This is a genomic window from Flavobacterium sp. LC2016-23 (assembly GCF_009674775.1).
In the GTDB taxonomy this organism is placed as follows: domain Bacteria; phylum Bacteroidota; class Bacteroidia; order Flavobacteriales; family Flavobacteriaceae; genus Flavobacterium.
Genome location: NZ_WKKE01000005.1, coordinates 81,957 through 99,556, shown reverse-complemented (window position 1 = coordinate 99,556; position 17,600 = coordinate 81,957). Strand labels below are relative to the sequence as shown.

The window sequence follows — 17,600 nt, the reverse complement described above, 5'->3', positions numbered from 1 at the left end:
ATGAATTTAAATGATAAAATATATATAGCTGGGCACCGCGGAATGGTGGGGTCAGCTATTTTACGGCAATTAAAAGCGGAAGGATATACGAATTTTGTTTTAAAGACTTCATCTGAATTAGATTTGCGAAACCAGCAAGCGGTAGCAGATTTCTTTGAAAATGAAAAACCAGAATATGTTTTTTTAGCAGCAGCAAAAGTGGGGGGAATTATTGCCAATAATACCTATAGAGGAGATTTTATTTACGAAAATTTGATGATACAAAATAATATTATTCATCAGTCTTATTTAAATAAAGTAAAAAAATTAATGTTTTTGGGATCTTCTTGTATTTATCCAAAAATGGCCCCTCAACCATTAAAGGAAGAATATATGCTTACGGGTGAATTAGAACCTACAAATGAACCTTATGCAATCGCTAAAATTGCAGGTATAAAAATGTGTGATGCTTACAGAGATCAATATGGTTGTAATTTTATCTCGGTAATGCCTACTAATTTGTATGGACCAAATGATAATTATGATTTAAAAAATTCTCACGTATTACCTGCAATGCTCAGAAAATTCATTATAGCCAAACGCAATGGAGATTCATCGGTAACAATATGGGGAACAGGAAGCCCTAAAAGAGAGTTTTTACATGCAGATGATCTTGCTGAGGCATGTTTGTTTCTAATGAAAAATTATAATGATTCCGGTTTGGTAAATATTGGTGTTGGTGAAGATATTTCTATCTTGGATTTAGCGATTTTAGTAAAAAAGATTGTTGGATTTGAAGGTGAAATTGTAACCGATACTACAAAACCAGATGGTACACCGCGCAAATTAATGGATGTTTCTAAATTAAATGGTTTTGGATGGAAAGCTAAAACAACTTTAGAAGAAGGTATTCAGAGAGTTTATGAAGAAATAAAAGATAATGTTTGGGATTAATGAAAGGAGTATTTGATTATGTAAAAATGCAGAGAGTTAATTATTAATGTGTTTTTAATAATTTAAATATAAAAATGATTATGAAAGTTGAAAAAACATTTATAAAAGATTTAGTAGTAGTGGAACCAACAGTTTTTGGGGACGAAAGAGGTTATTTTTTTGAATCCTACAGCAAAACTAAATTTGAAGATTTAGATATTAATATTGAATTTGTACAAGACAATCAGTCTTTTTCAAAAAAAGGAACTTTAAGAGGCCTTCACTACCAGAATCCTCCTTTTGCACAAACCAAATTAGTACGTGTGTTGGAAGGCGAAATTATTGATGTTGCGGTAGATCTTAGAAAAGATTCACCCACTTATGGCAAAGCGTTTAGTGTTTTGTTATCGGCAGAAAATAAAAAACAGTTATTAGTTCCGCAAGGTTTTGCACATGGTTTTTCAGTAATAAGCGAAACGGCCTCTGTCATGTATAAATGCGATCAGTTTTATAATAAAGCTTCTGAGGGTGGAATTAAATTTGATGATCCCTCTCTAAATATTGATTGGGGAATGGATTTGGAGAGCGCCATTGTTTCTGAAAAAGATCAGATACTTCCTTTTATTGAGAACTGTAATAGCTTATTCTAATGGAAAAAATTTTAGTAACAGGTTCAAATGGCCAATTAGGTTCTGAATTAAGATTGTTATCTGCAAATTATCCTCAATTTGAATGGATTTTTGCAGACAGAAATCAGATTTCTTTAGATAATTTATCCGCTTTAGAAAAACAGTTAGAACAAATTCATCCAAATGTAATTATTAATTGTGGCGCTTATACAGCTGTAGATAAAGCAGAGTCTGAAAAAGAACTTGCAGATACTATTAATCATTTAGCGGTTGGTATTCTGGCAGGCTGGTCTTCAAAAAATAATTCGAAATTAATACATGTGTCTACTGATTATGTGTTTGATGGAACATCATCTACAGCTTTGACAGAGAATGCACCAACAAATCCCATAAATGTTTACGGAGAAACCAAACTGGCAGGGGAACATTTGTGTATGCAAAATAATCCGGAAGCCATAATCCTGAGAACATCATGGGTATATTCAGGTTTTGGAAACAATTTTGTAAAAACCATGTCGCGATTAATGAGTGAAAGAGATACGATTAGTGTGGTAAATGATCAGACAGGAAGTCCTACTTATGCTGCTGATCTGGCACAAGCTATTATAACAATAATTACACATTCGAATTGGACGGGTGGAATTTATAATTTTTCAAATGAAGGAGAAATTAGCTGGTACGAATTTGCATTGGCAATAAAGGAAATTGGAGGTTATACGTGTGAAGTAAGTGGAATACCTTCGGCATCTTATCCAACTCCGGCAAAAAGACCGGCATTTTCTTTGCTAAATAAGTCAAAAATCAAACAAATTTATAATGTTGATGTTCCGGAGTACAAAGAAAGTTTGAAAAAAATGATGAGTTTGTAAATGGCAGATGTCACAATAAAAATAAAAATATGAAAGGAATTATTTTAGCTGGTGGATCAGGAACGAGATTACATCCTTTAACTTTAGCAGTGAGCAAGCAATTAATGCCGGTCTATGATAAACCGATGATTTATTATCCACTCTCCACTTTGATGATGGCAGGGATTAATGAGATTTTAATTATTTCGACACCTCATGATCTTCCTCACTTCAAAAAGTTATTAGGAGATGGGAAATCTATTGGATGTAAATTCAGCTATGCTGAACAGCCTAATCCAAATGGACTAGCTCAGGCATTTGTAATTGGTGAAGAATTTATTGGTAACGATAAAGTAGCATTAGTTTTAGGCGATAATATCTTTTTCGGAACTCATATACAGCAATTATTGAAAGAAAATGTGAATCCGGAAGGTGGAGTTGTTTTTGCATACCATGTGGCAGACCCTGAACGTTACGGAGTTGTGGAGTTTGACGATAATAAAAATGCAATTTCTATTGAAGAAAAGCCACTAGAACCAAAATCAAATTTTGCAGTACCTGGACTTTATTTTTATGACAACTCTGTTGTTGAAATCGCAAAAAATATAAAGCCAAGCGCGAGAGGTGAATATGAGATTACAGATGTAAATAAAGTATATCTTGAACAAGGGAAATTAAAAGTTGGAATACTAAGCAGAGGTACCGCCTGGCTGGATACAGGAACTTTTAACAGCTTAATGCAGGCCGGGCAATTTGTTCAGGTTTTAGAAGAACGTCAGGGACTAAAAGTAGGCTGTATCGAAGAAATTGCCTGGAGACAAGGTTTTATAACTTCTGAGGAGTTAAGAAGTTTAGCTGAACCTTTAAAAAAATCTGGTTACGGTGAATACCTTTTGAATATTTTAAAATTTAAAATTTAATCTGCGAAATTCAATTTTTTGAAGTTCTTTTTTAGCTTATGATTTATACCATAATATTTCTTATCTTATTTATAATTGAATTGTTATATTTTAAAGTGGCCGATCGCTTTAATATTATTGATAAACCAAACTTAAGAAGTTCTCATAGCGAAATTACATTACGGGGCGGTGGCATCATTTTCTGGTTTGCAGCATTGCTCTATTTTGTTCAAAATATATCCTACAACTATTTTTTCTTTACGGGAATTACACTGGTAACCCTGGTAAGCTTTTGGGATGACATTCAGAGTTTGTCCACTAAAATCAGAATATCGGTTCACTTTCTGGCTATTAGCTTAATTTTTTATGATTTAGGGGTGTTTATTAATTTACCTCCAATCGCCATTGTTTTGGCCTATATTTTTGCTATCGGGATTATCAATGCGTACAATTTCATGGATGGTATCAATGGCATAACAGGTTTGTATACGTTAGTGGTTATGGGATCTTTATGGTATGTAAATAAAAATGTGCAGCTTTTTACAGATGCAAGTTTCATAATCTATGCCATGCTGGCTAGTCTTGTTTTCTTATTTTTTAATTATAGAAAAAGAGCAAAATGTTTTGCCGGTGATGTTGGGAGTATTGCCATCGCTTTTTGGGTTATTTTCCTCATCCTGAAATTGATATTAATTACGAATTCAATTATTTGGCTTTTGTTTTTAGCAGTTTACGGGGTTGATGCAATTTGTACAATTTTACATAGATTACACCTGAAACAAAATATTTTTGAAGCACACAGGCTGCATTTTTACCAGATATTAAGCAACGAATATAAAATCCAGCATCGTATTGTATCTTTAATTTACGCCATAACCCAAAGTGTTATTTCAGCCATAGTTATATTATTCTATGATAAACTGGAAACAGTTACACTTTTTGTTGTAATTATCGTACCACTCATTTTGGTGTATTCATTGAAATTCTACCTGATTCGTAAAGCAAGTTTAAAAATTAGCTAATGGAACCCAAAATAATTCAGGGAGGAAATTTTTCAGACCATAGAGGAACTATTTCATATGTAAATGATTTTAGTTTCAAAGACATTGAAAGATTTTACATAATAAGTAATTCTGATGCAAATCCTTTAAGGGCCTGGCAGGGACATAAGCTGGATGCTAAAAACTTCTATTGCCTAAGCGGATCTTTTAAAATCCATTTTGTAAAAATTGATAATTGGGAAGAACCGTCAAAGGACTTGGTTATTGAAACGGTATTTGCAAGTGCTTCAGATAGTAAAATTATTCATATTCCCGCAGGATATGCGAATGCTATAGAGTCTTTGGAAAGTGACTCTAAATTAATTTCATTTTCGACTTTACCTTTATCAAATGTGAGCGAAGATGATGTTAGATATGATTCAAATTATTGGAAAATTAATGACTGATAAAAGAATTTTTTTGTCATTGCCACAATTAAGCGGAGAAGAATTAAAGTATATTCAGAAAGCTTTAGATGATAATTGGATTACCTCCGGTGGCCCAAATGTGAATGATTTTGAAAATGATTTGCAGGAATTTCTACAGGATGATGTTTCGGTAGCGGCTTTAAATTCAGGAACGTCTGCGATTCATTTAGCATTAATTCTACTCGGTGTTAAAGCAGAAGATGAGGTAATTTGTCAAAGTATGACATTTTCGGCATCTGCAAACCCTATTTTATATCAGAAAGCAACTCCTGTTTTTGTAGACAGTGAAGCGGAGACCTGGAATATTTGTCCGCAAAACCTCGAAATTGCAATTAAAGACAGAATAGCCAAAGGCAAAAAACCAAAAGCCATTATAGCAGTTCATTTATACGGAATGCCTTATAAGGTGGATGAAATTCATGCTATTGCAGATAAATATGAAATTCCTGTTATTGAGGACAGTGCTGAAGCACTGGGAAGTTATTACAAAGGTAAAAAATGCGGTACTTTTGGAATCTTTGGAATTTTTTCCTTTAACGGAAATAAAATTATAACTACCTCCAGCGGCGGAGCCCTTATTACACACTCTAAGGCTTTCAAAGAAAAAGCAATTTTTTATGCGACCCAATCGAGAGATGAGGCTATTCATTACCAACACAGCGAAATTGGATATAACTATCGGATGAGTAATGTTTGTGCCGGAATCGGAATCGGGCAAATGAAGATTTTGAACTCTAATTTAAAAGTTAAAAAACAAATTCACGATTTTTACGTTAATGTATTTAAAGATATAAATGGAATAACTGTTTTTGAAAATTTAAATGCCGACTATGATTCAAACTATTGGCTGACCACTGTTTTAATAGAACCTGGTTCAAATATAAACAGAACGATCTTATTGCAGGCCTTTGAGGAAAATAATATAGAATCAAGACCTTTGTGGAAGCCTATGCATTTACAGCCCCTGTTTTCTCAATATCCTTATTATGGTACGACCGTTTCTGAAGATTTATTTGAAAAAGGTTTGTGTCTTCCATCAGGCACCAGTTTAACTATTGGTGAACAAGCAAGAATTAAAGAGGTAATAAATCAATTATTTCAGATCTAAGAATAGAATTGACTGAATTTTCATAATATATCAATAGTATTTACTTTTAATTATGAAAATACACTTTAATTCAATTTTTATAACATATGAGTAGGGACTACGCATGTTATTTTTAAAGGAAAAGAAATTTTTAATATCTTTAATTTGTATTTTTGTAATAAGTACAATTAAAGATTATCAAAGCAAACCACGTTGAATACAGATAAACAAACCAAAGTCACTGATTTACTGCATACTTTTTTTTCGCCAAGAAATTTAAGAGCCAATATTAATAACCTTAGTTATTTGCCAAGGTGGATTATTGTTGGAATAGATGTAATGGTCCTGATTTTTTCTTTTACGTTTACCTATATGTTGTTTGAAGGTACGGCATTAGGCTATATTATAACTTCACATCATTCTTATTTCGTTGGCAGTCTCATTTTTGTAAATGTATTTTTCTTTTGGTTGTTTAGAACCTATTCGGGTATTATCAGACATTCTTCTTACATTGATGCGATAAAGCTATTGTTTTCGCAGATGTCGGTTTTAGTGTTTTTCTTATTTATAAATTTAGTTTTTGAATTATATGTCGGGCACAAGGCCTTCTTGAATACAGCCCTGTTCATTAATTTGGTGTTGTCATTTTGTGGATTGTTTTTGTATCGTGTAATTGTAAAACAGACTTTTGAATTATATTTCTCGGAGAAAACAAATTCTAAACTAATCAGAACCGTTATTTACGGAACGGATGCTAATGCTATTTCCGTAGCGAATGCTTTGAAATTTGAAACGCCGTCAAGATTTAAAATTGTTGGTTTTGTAGATAAAAACAATCAGAATGCCTCTAAGCGAATGCTCGATCTTCCAATTCTGATCTTACGAAAAAAATTGCCTGCATTAATGCGATCTGTAGCTGCAGAGGGTGTCATTATAGCAGATAAAAGTTTGTCTAAAGAGGAACAATTAATTATTGTTGACCAATGCTTAGAGTTTAACTACAGAGTTTATACAGTACCATTGATCTCCGACTGGGAAAATCAAAAAGAGATTTCCCAAAAAGTAAAAAACATACAAATTGAAGATTTATTGGAAAGAAAGCCAATAGTTTTAGATAGTAAGTCAATTTCAAAACAATTAAAAGACAAAACAGTACTAATTACAGGAGCAGCAGGATCAATAGGAAGCGAAATAGTAAGACAGGTGTTAGGATTCAATCCTAGAAGGATTATTATTTTAGATCATGCCGAAACACCGCTTCATAATTTATGCCTGGAAATTTTAAGTGTCGATTCTGAAACTAAAATTGTGGCCGTAATTGCAGATGTGAGAAGTAAAAAAGCACTGGAAAAGGTTTTCAAAACTTACAGTCCTCATGTTGTTTATCATGCAGCAGCCTACAAACACGTTCCTTTGATGGAAGAAAATCCGGCACAAGCTATCCTGACCAATATTAAAGGTACCAAAAACTTAGCCGATTTATCCTGCAAATACAATGTTCGAAAATTTGTGATGGTATCCACTGATAAAGCAGTTAATCCCAGCAATGTCATGGGAGCCAGTAAAAGGATTGCAGAGAAATACGTTCAGTCTTTATTCTTAAAAAATCAACAGGAGAATTTTGAGGTAGTAACTAAGTTTATTACCACCCGTTTCGGTAACGTTTTAGGTTCGAACGGATCAGTGGTTCCTTTGTTTACCAAACAAATTGCTGCCGGAGGACCTGTTACCATAACGCATCAGGACATTATTCGTTATTTTATGACTATCCCGGAGGCATGCCAGTTGGTACTGGAAGCAGGAGCAATGGGTAACGGAGGAGAGATTTATATTTTCGATATGGGGAAACCGGTAAAGATTATTGACTTAGCCAAAAAGATGATCAAACTGGCAGGTTTTATTCCTGACAAAGAAATAAAAATAAAAATTGTCGGATTAAGACCGGGAGAAAAATTATATGAAGAATTATTAAATGATACTTCTAAAACATTACCAACCTATCATAATAAAATTATGATCGCTCAGGAGATACAGGACGAGTATGAAAACCTGCACGTTGAGATTGATGAACTCATCGGGATTGCAGATTTCTATGATAATGACGATATTGTGGCCAAAATGAAAAAAATTGTTCCGGAATTCAAAAGTATGAATTCGGCTTTTGAAGTTTTGGATAATTAATTTTGAATAGTAAGTTTTGATTGAAATAAGATAAAAGGGTGTTTTTTAAAACGCCTTTTTGCTTTTTAAATAATTTTTAAAAGACTAAAAATCTTGTTAATTGCGTGTGATAGTAAGGAAGCCCCCTCTCTATTTTAAATAATATTATTGCAATTTAATTGTAATACAACTGAAAATGAACAATACAAATACTACAAATGACTGGTTGTTTGAAATAACACCAAAGAATAAATTCTTCTCCCTAAATCTTAAAGAAGTCTGGCAATATCGGGATTTACTATTCCTGTTTGTAAAACGAGATGTTATTACTGTTTATAAACAAACCGTATTAGGACCCTTATGGTATCTTATTCAGCCTTTGTTTACAGCAATAACCTTTACCATAATATTTAATAATGTTGCCGGAATCAATACCGGTAATGTACCTCCGTTCCTGTTCAATCTGGCAGGAATAACGGTTTGGAATTATTTTACAGCTTGTCTTAACGGTACTTCTGATACTTTCAAAGCAAATGCCGGGATATTTGGCAAAGTCTATTTCCCCAGAATTATAACGCCTCTTTCAGTTGTCATTTCTAATCTGATTAAATTCGGGATACAGTTTTTTATTTTCATTGCCTTTTATTGTTACTATTATATTCAGGGGAAAGACCTGAGTTTAAATGGTTCCGTATTGCTTTTTCCACTTCTTATTTTGGTGATGGGAATTCTGGGTTTGGGACTGGGAATGTTTATTTCTTCCCTGGTTACAAAATACCGTGATTTTAGCTACCTGATTGGTTTCGGAATACAGCTGCTTATGTATTTATCAGCAGTAATGTATCCAATGGAATTAATTAAACAAAAACTACCGGGTTATGGCTGGATTGTAGAATATAATCCCCTGGCTTACATTATAGAAACCTCCAGATATATGCTTTTAAATGTAGGCCAAATATCTATTTTAGGACTGTGTTACACTACGATTATTACCATAGTAGTATTTTTTCTTGGTCTTTTAGTTTTCAATAAAACGGAAAAAAGCTTTATTGACACTGTTTAAATTTTTACAAATACAAAACTTATAATTTTTCAATTGGAAAAAGATATCATATTAAAGGCCGAAAATATTTCTAAACAATATCGTTTAGGTCAGGTTGGTACCGGAACATTAAGTCACGATTTAAACAGATGGTGGCATCAGGTGCGCGGAAAAGAAGATCCTTATCTTAAAATTGGGGATACAAACGACCGTTCTACCAAAGCAGTTTCCGAATATGTCTGGGCATTGCAGGATATAAATTTTGAAGTGGAGCGTGGACAGGTATTGGGTATTATCGGTAAAAACGGAGCAGGAAAATCGACACTTCTAAAGATATTATCAAAGGTAACCGCTCCAACCACAGGGAGTATAAAATCACGTGGACGTATTGCTTCACTTCTTGAAGTGGGTACTGGTTTCCATGGCGAAATGACCGGTCGTGAGAACATTTTCCTAAATGGTGCCATTTTGGGGATGACCAAAAAAGAAATTGCTTCAAAGCTGGATGAAATTATAGAATTCTCCGGTTGCGAACGTTATATAGACACGCCTGTAAAAAGATACAGTTCCGGAATGACCGTTCGCCTGGCTTTTGCGGTAGCAGCTTTCCTGGAACCTGAAATTTTAGTAATTGATGAGGTTTTAGCGGTAGGTGATGCAGAATTCCAAAAGAAAGCTATCGGAAAAATGCAGGACATTTCGAAAGGACAGGGACGCACCGTTTTGTTTGTGAGCCATAATATGGCAGCAGTAAAGAGCTTATGTAACAAGGGAATTATTCTAGAGCATGGAAAAGTAGTTTTTGAAGGGGATATAGAAAATGCCGTAAGTTATTATCTTGGGGGCGATCCTGAGGCAATGAATTTAAAAACGTTCGGAAAAGAACATGATTTTCCCATCTTTAAACTAAATGAAATTTCCTTAAATAATCCCGGCAGAACTTCGCATGAACTACTGCAGGAAAAAGAAATAATCACCCTTACCACGAAATTAGACTTAAAAGTTAAAGATGCAGAACGCTATCATATAACCTATCATTTATATAATGAAATGGGCGAGGCGATGTTTTCCTTTTCGAATGCCGGATCATTTTCTTTGGAAACCGGAGTAAACAACATCAGCTGTAATTTTCCGGCCTCTTTTTTTCAATCGGGACAATATTTTTTATCGCTTTTTATCATTGAAGATTCAAGACAATTACTTTTTACCGAAAGTGATATCATTTCCTTTACAGTTGTGGATTCCGGAAGGGAATTAGGAACGTATATGGGCAGGGAACCGGGCTACATTAAACCGCAATTTGAATGGAAAAATGAAGTCGAAAAATAAGCTTAGTCTTATTGAATGTCTAATTTGTGTTATGATAAAATTTAACTCTTGTAGCAATGGAAAATAATGAATTGACTGTTTCAGTCAATATGATTACGTTTAAGCATGAACTTTATATAAAGCAAGCTATAGAAGGAGTTTTAATGCAGCAGACGAATTTTGATTTTGAATTAATTATTGCGGATGACTGCTCACCCGACAGCACACCGGAAATAATTAATGACATCATCAAAAACCATTCTCAGGGCCATAGAATCAAATATTTCAGGCAGGAGGCAAACATCGGAATGCAGGAAAACGGTATTTTTGCTTTTAATCAATGCCTGGGAAAATACATTGCCCTGTGTGAAGGAGACGATTATTGGACAGACCCGTTAAAACTACAAAAACAGGTTGATTTTTTAGAAGCAAATCCGGATTATGTCCTGTGCTTTCATCCCATAAAAATTTTAAGACCAGACGGAACAATTGACGATGATTTTATTACAAAGGTTCCGGAAAACCATGAAACCATAGAAACTTTAGCAAGACTTGGGAATTATATCCACACGCCTTCTGTAGTTTTTAGAAATGTATTCAGAACTCTTCCTTTTGAGTTTCGATTATCTCCAATAGGGGATTATTTCCTTTATATTATTCTTGCGGGTTATGGTAAACTGAAATATTTAGAAGATAAAATGGCGGTCTACAGATTTAACGTTGGAGTGATTTCCAGAATGTCAGCTTTAGATATTGCTAATAATAACGTCAAAATGTATTCCTGCATGATTGGATACCTTAAGGATGAAAATATTAAGAGAATTATTTTAGAGAAACAAATACGGGTTGTGACCGAGCATTACAATATGATGGAGTCCTATTATCAGGAAAAGATCGAATCAAATTACAAAGATGCTTTTGTTTCCCGTCATTTTATTTTCATGAAAATAAAAAGGCTTGGTTTTTATTATAAAAATCCCGGGAAGTTTTTAAAAAGAATAAAAAAGACACTTTCAAAGCTAAAATAAATGCTGTCAATAATCATTTGTTCCCGGACAAAACAAATCGCTCGGGAGTTTCAGGAGAATATAAAAAATACAATTGATTCTGAATGTGAGTTACTTGTAATCGATAACTCGGAAAACAACTATTCTATTTTTGAAGCTTATAATTTAGGGATCCAAAAAAGTTCCGGAGCTTACCTGTGTTTTATTCATGATGATATTGTATTCCGTACTCCGGGTTGGGGAAAGGTGATTGAAACTATTTTTAAATCTGACGAAACAATAGGACTAATTGGTATTGCGGGAGCTACAGTAAAAACCAAAATGCCTTCTGCCTGGTGGGATTGTCCTCTGGAAAACAGGATCATCAATATAAGACAGCATCTTACTAGCGGGGAAATCGAAAATTGGCAGGTTGGCTGGAAAGATAAAGCTGTAGAAGAAGTGGTAGCCATTGATGGTGTTTTTATGGCGATGCGTAAAGCTGATGCATTTTTGTTCAATGAAAAGCTGGGCGGTTTCCATAACTATGATTTAGATCTTTCGTTTAATGTGAAACGGAACAATAAAAAGATTGTCGTTACCAACCAATTTTTAGTAGAACATTTATCCGAAGGCCAACTAAGCGGCGATTGGGTACAATCAACTTTGAAAATACATCGTTTATATAATAGGATATTGCCTCTTGGAGTCGGTAATATACAAAAAGAAGAACAGAAGGTTCTTGAGATTGAAAATGCTAAGAAAATAATTTACCTGTCTTTTAGGTATAAAAGGCCTTTCCTTGCCCTAAAAGTCTGGCTTAAACTATTTTTAATAGCTCCCAAAAATAAATATCACACCGTTTTTTGGAAAGAATTCCTAAACTTAAAATAGCATGCTGGCCATCATAATTCCGTATTACAAACTTACTTTTTTTGAGGCTGCCTTAGAATCACTGGCCAATCAAACGGATAAGCGTTTTAGGGTTTATATCGGTGATGATGCCAGTACAGAAGATTGTTCGGTTTTATTAGAACGATACAGACCTAAAATTGATTTGGTTTACCATCGTTTTGAGGATAACCTGGGCAGTATTTCGTTAACCCGACAATGGGAACGCTGCATTGCACTTGCAACAGAAGAAAAATGGCTGATACTGTTAGGAGATGATGATGTTTTAGGGACTAATGTAGTTGAAGAATTTTATGCTTTCTTAGAGCTGAAAAAAGAAAAAGTCGATTTAATCCGATTTAATCTTAGCATTATAGACAAGGACGGACAATTGCAGGGCACAAATTTTGAGCATGAAGTTCATGAAAAAGCAGAACAATTACTGGATCAGATGCTCCTCATGAAAGAAACGATCACCGCAAGTGAATTTATCTTTAGCCGAAATATTTATAATGATAATAAGGGCTTTGTAGATTTTCCGCTCGCCTGGTTCTCGGATTATGCGACCTGGCTTGTTTTTAGCAAAAATAATGGAATCCATTATATCAAATCGGCAAGTGTTTACTGGAGACTCAGCGGAATCAATATATCTTCTGAACCTTCGAATCTAAAAAACATAAGGCTAAAAGTAAAGAGCCTTTTTCTATTCCTGTATTTCGTACAGGTTAATTTTAAGGTTGAAAACAAAAGACTAAAACAATATGCTCATTCGCAGCTAATCAATATTTTTGGCAATATTTCTGACTTCACTAAAATAAATTTTTTAAGTAAAGAATGTTTTAAATTCAAATTTAAATCAACAGAAATAATTATAATCGAGTTTATTTACAGCAGAATTAAACGAAAAAAAATTAAAAATTTATGGAAGTATTTGTTCCCCATCTAAAGGATAGAAATATTTACCTGGATGAAATTATTTTTTTTTCAGCATGTAATTTTATTTTTGGTGATTTTAAGGAGTATAAAAACACTTACGAAATTGTAAATATCCAATTTCCGGAAGCGATCTTTAATTGGGTTATTCCAACAGAAGAACAATTAACAGATTTTGAAAAAACGATACTAGTATGGAAACAGCATTCAAAAATTGTTTTCACTTTAAATGACATAGAATCGCACTACGACGAAGAGAATCAATTCATCGATTTGTTCAAACTGATTCAAAAACATGCCGATGGCATCATTCATTTAGGAAATTATTCTTTAGAAAAATACAAAACTCTCTTTTCTGTTAATTGCAGACACACCGTCATATATCATCCCTTATATAAGAGTCTTACGGGAGACTACCAAACGGCAGATTTTAAAGCCAGGTTTCAGTTAAATTTAGAAGATAAATATATAGTTTCAGTTATTGGAGCCATCAGATCTGATGAAGAAGCCAGGTTGATTTTAAAAATTTTCAGGAAAATCCCTCTAAAAAATAAATTTCTGATTGTTCCGAATATGTTTCAATTTGTAAACAGGCCGTCTTATTTTCCGTATCGTTTCCGAAAAATATACAAAAGGATTGCTGAAAAAATATATTGTTACCCGCTTCGTAAAAATCAATACTTTTTTGGATATAAATTTTTAGACTACGATTATATGGTTGATCTCATAAAAGACTCTTCCCTGATTGTAATACCCAGAATCAGAAATCTGAATTCGGGAAATTTATATCTGGGGCTCACTTTTGATAAACCAATGATCATTCCTAAAGTGGGTAATCTCACAGAAGTGGCTCGTTTTTTCGATTTTCCGCTATTAGATCTGGAGAAAAAAAATTACGATGAGGTGATTAAAAGTGTTTTAGATTCCAAAAAAAAAGCCTTCTTTAAGACGAAAGAATATACAGAAAAGAAGAATTTATACCAACCGGAAAAGATTGCCAAAGAATACGATCTTTTCTTTAATCAATTGAAAACTAATCAATGAATCCATTAGTTTCTATTATTGTTCCCTGCTATAATCAGGGGCAGTATCTGGGTGAAGCGCTAGAGTCTGTCAGTAATCAGACGTTCTCCAATTGGGAATGTTTAATCATTGACGACGGAAGTATCGATAATACTGCAGCAGTTGCAAAAACCTTTGCGGCCAAAGATTCCCGTTTTGTTTATTTATTTAAAGAAAACGGAGGGGTCAGCAGTACCAGAAATTTCGGAATTGAAGCGGCGAAAGGAGCTTTCATCCAATTTTTGGATTCAGATGATATTTTAGAAAAGACAAAACTGGAATTATCATTACTTCAATTAGAAGTACCCGAAAATAAGGATGTCAGAATTGTTATCTCCAATTTCAGAATGATTGTTGACAACCAGGAGGCTTCCTTACCGCCATTTTGTGTTTTGGATGAATCCTTTTTCAATGTGGAAGGCTTTTTATTTCAGTGGAATGTTTCTTTTTCGCTTCAGATGCAATGCGGTTTTTTTGATGCAGCTTTATTTAAAACCATTCGTTTTCCCGAAAATCTGTCGGCACAAGAAGATTGGGTCGTTTGGGTCAGTCTTTTTAAAGCGTCAAATAAAGCCGTTTTTATAGACAAACCTTTAGCATTTTACAGAATTAATCCTTCGAGCAGGATGATGACGCTTGGAATTGACGATAATAAAATAAAGGTGTTGGAGTCTTTTAAAGCAATATTGAGTTACGACGAATATTACAGGTTTTCTTTTGATCTAATTTCAAGATGTTACGATTCAAATGAAAAATTCAGGATTAAATTAAATGAAATCAAAAAGTCAAACAGCTACCAGACCGGTTTAATGATAAAAAAGGGACTAAAAAAAATAGGCCTTTTAAAACCGGCCAGGTCTTTTTTTAAACTAATAGTACGACTTAAGGCAAAATAAATGGCAAAGCTTTCCATCATACTACCAAGTTATAATCACGCTGCGTTTTTAAAGGACCGTTTAGAAAGTATCTCTAATCAAACCTACAAAGACTGGGAAGCGATTATAATTGACGATAAATCGACCGATAATAGTGTTCAGATCATCACTGATTTCCTGAACAGCAATCCGGATTTTAAAGTCAGGCATTTTATTGTAAATGAATCAAACTCGTGCAGTGGCTATTTTTCCTGGCAAAAAGGAATTGAACTGGCCAAAACACCATACATCTGGATTGCCGAAACCGATGATTATTCCGAACCCAATTTTCTGGAAGAATTAGTGAACATTTTAGAGGTGAATGATACTGCCTCATTGGCCTTTTGCAGTAGTAAATATGTTGAAAATGGGGCTGTAATTTACGATTCAGCAAACAGAACAAAAGACCTGAATACACCGGAAGGAGAATATAGAATCATAGACAAGGAAGTTTTTTTAAAACAAATGCCTTTTGATACTTATATTACCAATGGAAGCTCCGTTGTTTTCAGAAAGCCTGAAACTGAAATTCCGGCCGTACTTTTTCAGAACAGATTGTGTTCCGATATTTTTTTATGGTCCTATTTAGTACAAAACAGTTCCTTCGCTTTTTTAAATAAGAACTTAAATTTTTTCAGAAGACATGAAGGATCAACCTCGTCTTATTTGCAAAAAAATAAATTAGAAAGCGTTTACCATGAAAAAGCCGGATATTTAAATTATTTCGGGCAAACGGAAAAGTATGGCCAGTTTATAGACCATTATATAAAAAATTATATCCGGACCAATAAGAAAGAATTTTTAAATATTTCAAGTATTCAGAAGATTCAGTCAGGCAAAAAATTAAGAGGACTATATTTTTATAAATTAGCTCAGTTTATCATTTCAAAAATTTTAAACAAATGACTCCTTTAGTAACTGTTATTATACCGACGTACAACCGTAGCGAATATCTTAAAAATGCGATTCAGTCTGTAGTCAGTCAATCCTATAAAAATATTGAAATTCTGGTAATTGATGACGGATCTTCTTCGAATTATGCGGAAGCAATCTGCGCCGAATTCCCGAATTGTATTTACCATTTCAAAGAAAACGGAGGGTTATCATCAGCAAGAAATTTTGGGATTAAGTTGTCAAAAGGAGCATATATAGCCTTCCTGGACGATGATGATTTTTGGGAAACTTCTAAAATTGAAAAGCAGGTCAGCGTACTATTAGAGAACTCTTCCATTGATTGTGTGCATTCTTCTGTTGCTGTCGTGGATGAAAAAGGAAAAGTAACAGGAAAATATTTTGGGGCTTCACAGAATAAAATCCATAAACGTTCCGGTGATGTTTTCTGGAATGCATTAGGAGTTTGGGTGGTTAAATCGCCTACTCCTTTAATCAGAAAGACGGTATTTCAGCCGGATTTATTATTTGACGAGAGCATAAAAATAGGAGAAGATGTTGATTTTTACCAGCGTATGTTTTACAGACATAAAGTGCATTACATCAATGAACCATTAGCCTATTACAGAGAATACGATAATGCAGACAGACTTTCGCTCCAGCGAAAAAAATACATAGGCCTTCACGAAAAAATGTTTTTCAATTTTAAAAAAATGGGCATAAAAAACCCGTTTCTGCTTCATAAAATTGCAAGGAGATTATTGGTAAGTGCTGCCGGCATGTGGAATGAGATTTACCCTCAAAATCCCGTTAAAATAAATAAGATCGATTTATATCTCAGACCTGTTTATTGTCTGTGTCACTGTTTTACTGAAAAAGATGAATAATTTTATTAAGAAAACTATTTTTTTGTCCAAACATTTACTGAAGGAAAATTTTAAAACCATCTATTTTAATTTTAAATATTTTCCCTTTAATGAGGCCATTATGTTTCCGGTGCTGATTTCCAAAAATGTAGTTTTTAATGAACTGAAAGGAAGCATCAGGTTCGAATGCCCTTTACGGTACGGTTTGGTGAAAATAGGTTATGGAAAAGTCGGTATATTTGATGAGAAATTTTCCCGATCAATTTTACAAATCTCGGGAGAGCTTGTTTTTAGAGGAAGTGCCGGTTTTGGGCAAGGTGCCAAAATTAGTGTAGCTAAAAATGCAAAAGTAATTTTTGGAAATAAATTTACAATCACTGCCGAAAGTTCGATTGTTTGTTCTAAAGGAATTGAATTTGGTACGAATTGTTTGTTATCCTGGGATATCCTGATTATGGATTCTGATCATCATACCATTTGGGATGAAAATGGTAGTGTTGTCAATCAGCCGGAAGAAATATTTATAGAAGAGAATGTCTGGGTCGGATGCCGGGCATTAATATTAAAGGGCTCCAGAATACCTTCAAATTCCGTAATTGCTGCCAATACTGTAGTCAATAAAAATCTGGAAGATCCGAAATCCCTGTATGCCGGGATTCCGGCCAGGATTATAAAGAAAAATATAACATGGGGATAATTTGCGC

Annotated in this window: 18 protein-coding genes; all 18 read left to right on the top strand. The window is 33.9% G+C overall.

Going from position 1 to position 17,600, the window contains the following annotated elements; all coding sequences use genetic code 11:
* The 18 genes from GJU43_RS05620 (at window position 1) to GJU43_RS05535 (ending at window position 17,593) form a co-directional block, all read left to right on the top strand.
* The gene (locus GJU43_RS05620) at window positions 1–933 is read left to right on the top strand and encodes a GDP-L-fucose synthase (RefSeq protein WP_154339841.1); all 933 of its coding nucleotides are present in this window, start codon (window positions 1–3) and stop codon (window positions 931–933) included.
* Window positions 934–1,013: 80 nt separating this feature from the next.
* Window positions 1,014–1,562 (top strand): dTDP-4-dehydrorhamnose 3,5-epimerase, encoded by a 549-nt coding sequence (gene rfbC / locus GJU43_RS05615; protein ID WP_154339840.1) that lies wholly within the window; start codon window positions 1,014–1,016, stop codon window positions 1,560–1,562.
* Window positions 1,562–2,410, top strand: a complete 849-nt coding sequence (rfbD, locus tag GJU43_RS05610) for a dTDP-4-dehydrorhamnose reductase (protein ID WP_154339839.1) — start codon at window positions 1,562–1,564, stop codon at window positions 2,408–2,410. Before rfbC ends, rfbD begins: the two co-directional genes overlap by 1 nt.
* Before the next feature lie 29 nt (window positions 2,411–2,439).
* Window positions 2,440–3,309, top strand: a complete 870-nt coding sequence (gene rfbA, locus GJU43_RS05605; protein WP_154339838.1) for a glucose-1-phosphate thymidylyltransferase RfbA — start codon at window positions 2,440–2,442, stop codon at window positions 3,307–3,309.
* A 38-nt stretch (window positions 3,310–3,347) separates the two neighbouring features.
* A complete protein-coding gene (locus GJU43_RS05600; protein WP_154339837.1) occupies window positions 3,348–4,310 on the top strand; it encodes a glycosyltransferase family 4 protein in 963 nt (320 codons plus the stop codon).
* Complete coding sequence (locus GJU43_RS05595) at window positions 4,310–4,735, top strand: WxcM-like domain-containing protein (RefSeq protein ID WP_154339836.1); 426 nt, start codon at window positions 4,310–4,312, stop codon at window positions 4,733–4,735. The genes GJU43_RS05600 and GJU43_RS05595 overlap by 1 nt, the downstream gene beginning before the upstream one ends.
* Window positions 4,728–5,864, top strand: a complete 1,137-nt coding sequence (locus tag GJU43_RS05590) for a DegT/DnrJ/EryC1/StrS aminotransferase family protein (RefSeq protein WP_154339835.1) — start codon at window positions 4,728–4,730, stop codon at window positions 5,862–5,864. Before GJU43_RS05595 ends, GJU43_RS05590 begins: the two co-directional genes overlap by 8 nt.
* Before the next feature lie 192 nt (window positions 5,865–6,056).
* Complete coding sequence (locus GJU43_RS05585) at window positions 6,057–8,024, top strand: nucleoside-diphosphate sugar epimerase/dehydratase (protein ID WP_154339834.1); 1,968 nt, start codon at window positions 6,057–6,059, stop codon at window positions 8,022–8,024.
* Window positions 8,025–8,199: 175 nt separating this feature from the next.
* A complete protein-coding gene (locus GJU43_RS05580; RefSeq protein ID WP_154339833.1) occupies window positions 8,200–9,066 on the top strand; it encodes an ABC transporter permease in 867 nt (288 codons plus the stop codon).
* Window positions 9,067–9,099: 33 nt separating this feature from the next.
* Window positions 9,100–10,374 (top strand): ABC transporter ATP-binding protein, encoded by a 1,275-nt coding sequence (locus GJU43_RS05575; protein WP_154339832.1) that lies wholly within the window; start codon window positions 9,100–9,102, stop codon window positions 10,372–10,374.
* Window positions 10,375–10,430: 56 nt separating this feature from the next.
* On the top strand, window positions 10,431–11,381 hold the full coding sequence (locus GJU43_RS05570; RefSeq protein ID WP_154339831.1) for a glycosyltransferase: 951 nt from the start codon (window positions 10,431–10,433) through the stop codon (window positions 11,379–11,381).
* Window positions 11,382–12,233, top strand: coding sequence for a glycosyltransferase (locus tag GJU43_RS05565; RefSeq protein ID WP_154339830.1), 852 nt, complete (start codon window positions 11,382–11,384; stop codon window positions 12,231–12,233).
* A gap of 1 nt (window position 12,234) precedes the next feature.
* On the top strand, window positions 12,235–13,176 hold the full coding sequence (locus GJU43_RS05560; protein WP_154339829.1) for a glycosyltransferase family 2 protein: 942 nt from the start codon (window positions 12,235–12,237) through the stop codon (window positions 13,174–13,176).
* On the top strand, window positions 13,152–14,207 hold the full coding sequence (locus GJU43_RS05555; protein WP_154339828.1) for a hypothetical protein: 1,056 nt from the start codon (window positions 13,152–13,154) through the stop codon (window positions 14,205–14,207). Before GJU43_RS05560 ends, GJU43_RS05555 begins: the two co-directional genes overlap by 25 nt.
* The gene (locus tag GJU43_RS05550; RefSeq protein ID WP_154339827.1) at window positions 14,204–15,121 is read left to right on the top strand and encodes a glycosyltransferase family 2 protein; all 918 of its coding nucleotides are present in this window, start codon (window positions 14,204–14,206) and stop codon (window positions 15,119–15,121) included. Before GJU43_RS05555 ends, GJU43_RS05550 begins: the two co-directional genes overlap by 4 nt.
* Complete coding sequence (locus GJU43_RS05545) at window positions 15,122–16,045, top strand: glycosyltransferase family 2 protein (RefSeq protein WP_154339826.1); 924 nt, start codon at window positions 15,122–15,124, stop codon at window positions 16,043–16,045.
* On the top strand, window positions 16,042–16,917 hold the full coding sequence (locus GJU43_RS05540; protein ID WP_154339825.1) for a glycosyltransferase: 876 nt from the start codon (window positions 16,042–16,044) through the stop codon (window positions 16,915–16,917). Before GJU43_RS05545 ends, GJU43_RS05540 begins: the two co-directional genes overlap by 4 nt.
* On the top strand, window positions 16,910–17,593 hold the full coding sequence (locus GJU43_RS05535) for an acyltransferase (RefSeq protein ID WP_154339824.1): 684 nt from the start codon (window positions 16,910–16,912) through the stop codon (window positions 17,591–17,593). The genes GJU43_RS05540 and GJU43_RS05535 overlap by 8 nt, the downstream gene beginning before the upstream one ends.
* The last annotated feature ends 7 nt before the right edge of the window (window positions 17,594–17,600 follow it).

Coding starts and splice junctions, on each gene's coding strand:
- GJU43_RS05620 (WP_154339841.1), top strand. CDS start 1: ATGAATTTAAATGATAAAATATATATAGCTGGGCACCGCGGAATGGTG.
- rfbC (WP_154339840.1), top strand. CDS start 1,014: ATGAAAGTTGAAAAAACATTTATAAAAGATTTAGTAGTAGTGGAACCA.
- rfbD (WP_154339839.1), top strand. CDS start 1,562: ATGGAAAAAATTTTAGTAACAGGTTCAAATGGCCAATTAGGTTCTGAA.
- rfbA (WP_154339838.1), top strand. CDS start 2,440: ATGAAAGGAATTATTTTAGCTGGTGGATCAGGAACGAGATTACATCCT.
- GJU43_RS05600 (WP_154339837.1), top strand. CDS start 3,348: ATGATTTATACCATAATATTTCTTATCTTATTTATAATTGAATTGTTA.
- GJU43_RS05595 (WP_154339836.1), top strand. CDS start 4,310: ATGGAACCCAAAATAATTCAGGGAGGAAATTTTTCAGACCATAGAGGA.
- GJU43_RS05590 (WP_154339835.1), top strand. CDS start 4,728: ATGACTGATAAAAGAATTTTTTTGTCATTGCCACAATTAAGCGGAGAA.
- GJU43_RS05580 (WP_154339833.1), top strand. CDS start 8,200: ATGAACAATACAAATACTACAAATGACTGGTTGTTTGAAATAACACCA.
- GJU43_RS05570 (WP_154339831.1), top strand. CDS start 10,431: ATGGAAAATAATGAATTGACTGTTTCAGTCAATATGATTACGTTTAAG.
- GJU43_RS05565 (WP_154339830.1), top strand. CDS start 11,382: ATGCTGTCAATAATCATTTGTTCCCGGACAAAACAAATCGCTCGGGAG.
- GJU43_RS05560 (WP_154339829.1), top strand. CDS start 12,235: ATGCTGGCCATCATAATTCCGTATTACAAACTTACTTTTTTTGAGGCT.
- GJU43_RS05555 (WP_154339828.1), top strand. CDS start 13,152: ATGGAAGTATTTGTTCCCCATCTAAAGGATAGAAATATTTACCTGGAT.
- GJU43_RS05550 (WP_154339827.1), top strand. CDS start 14,204: ATGAATCCATTAGTTTCTATTATTGTTCCCTGCTATAATCAGGGGCAG.
- GJU43_RS05545 (WP_154339826.1), top strand. CDS start 15,122: ATGGCAAAGCTTTCCATCATACTACCAAGTTATAATCACGCTGCGTTT.
- GJU43_RS05540 (WP_154339825.1), top strand. CDS start 16,042: ATGACTCCTTTAGTAACTGTTATTATACCGACGTACAACCGTAGCGAA.
- GJU43_RS05535 (WP_154339824.1), top strand. CDS start 16,910: ATGAATAATTTTATTAAGAAAACTATTTTTTTGTCCAAACATTTACTG.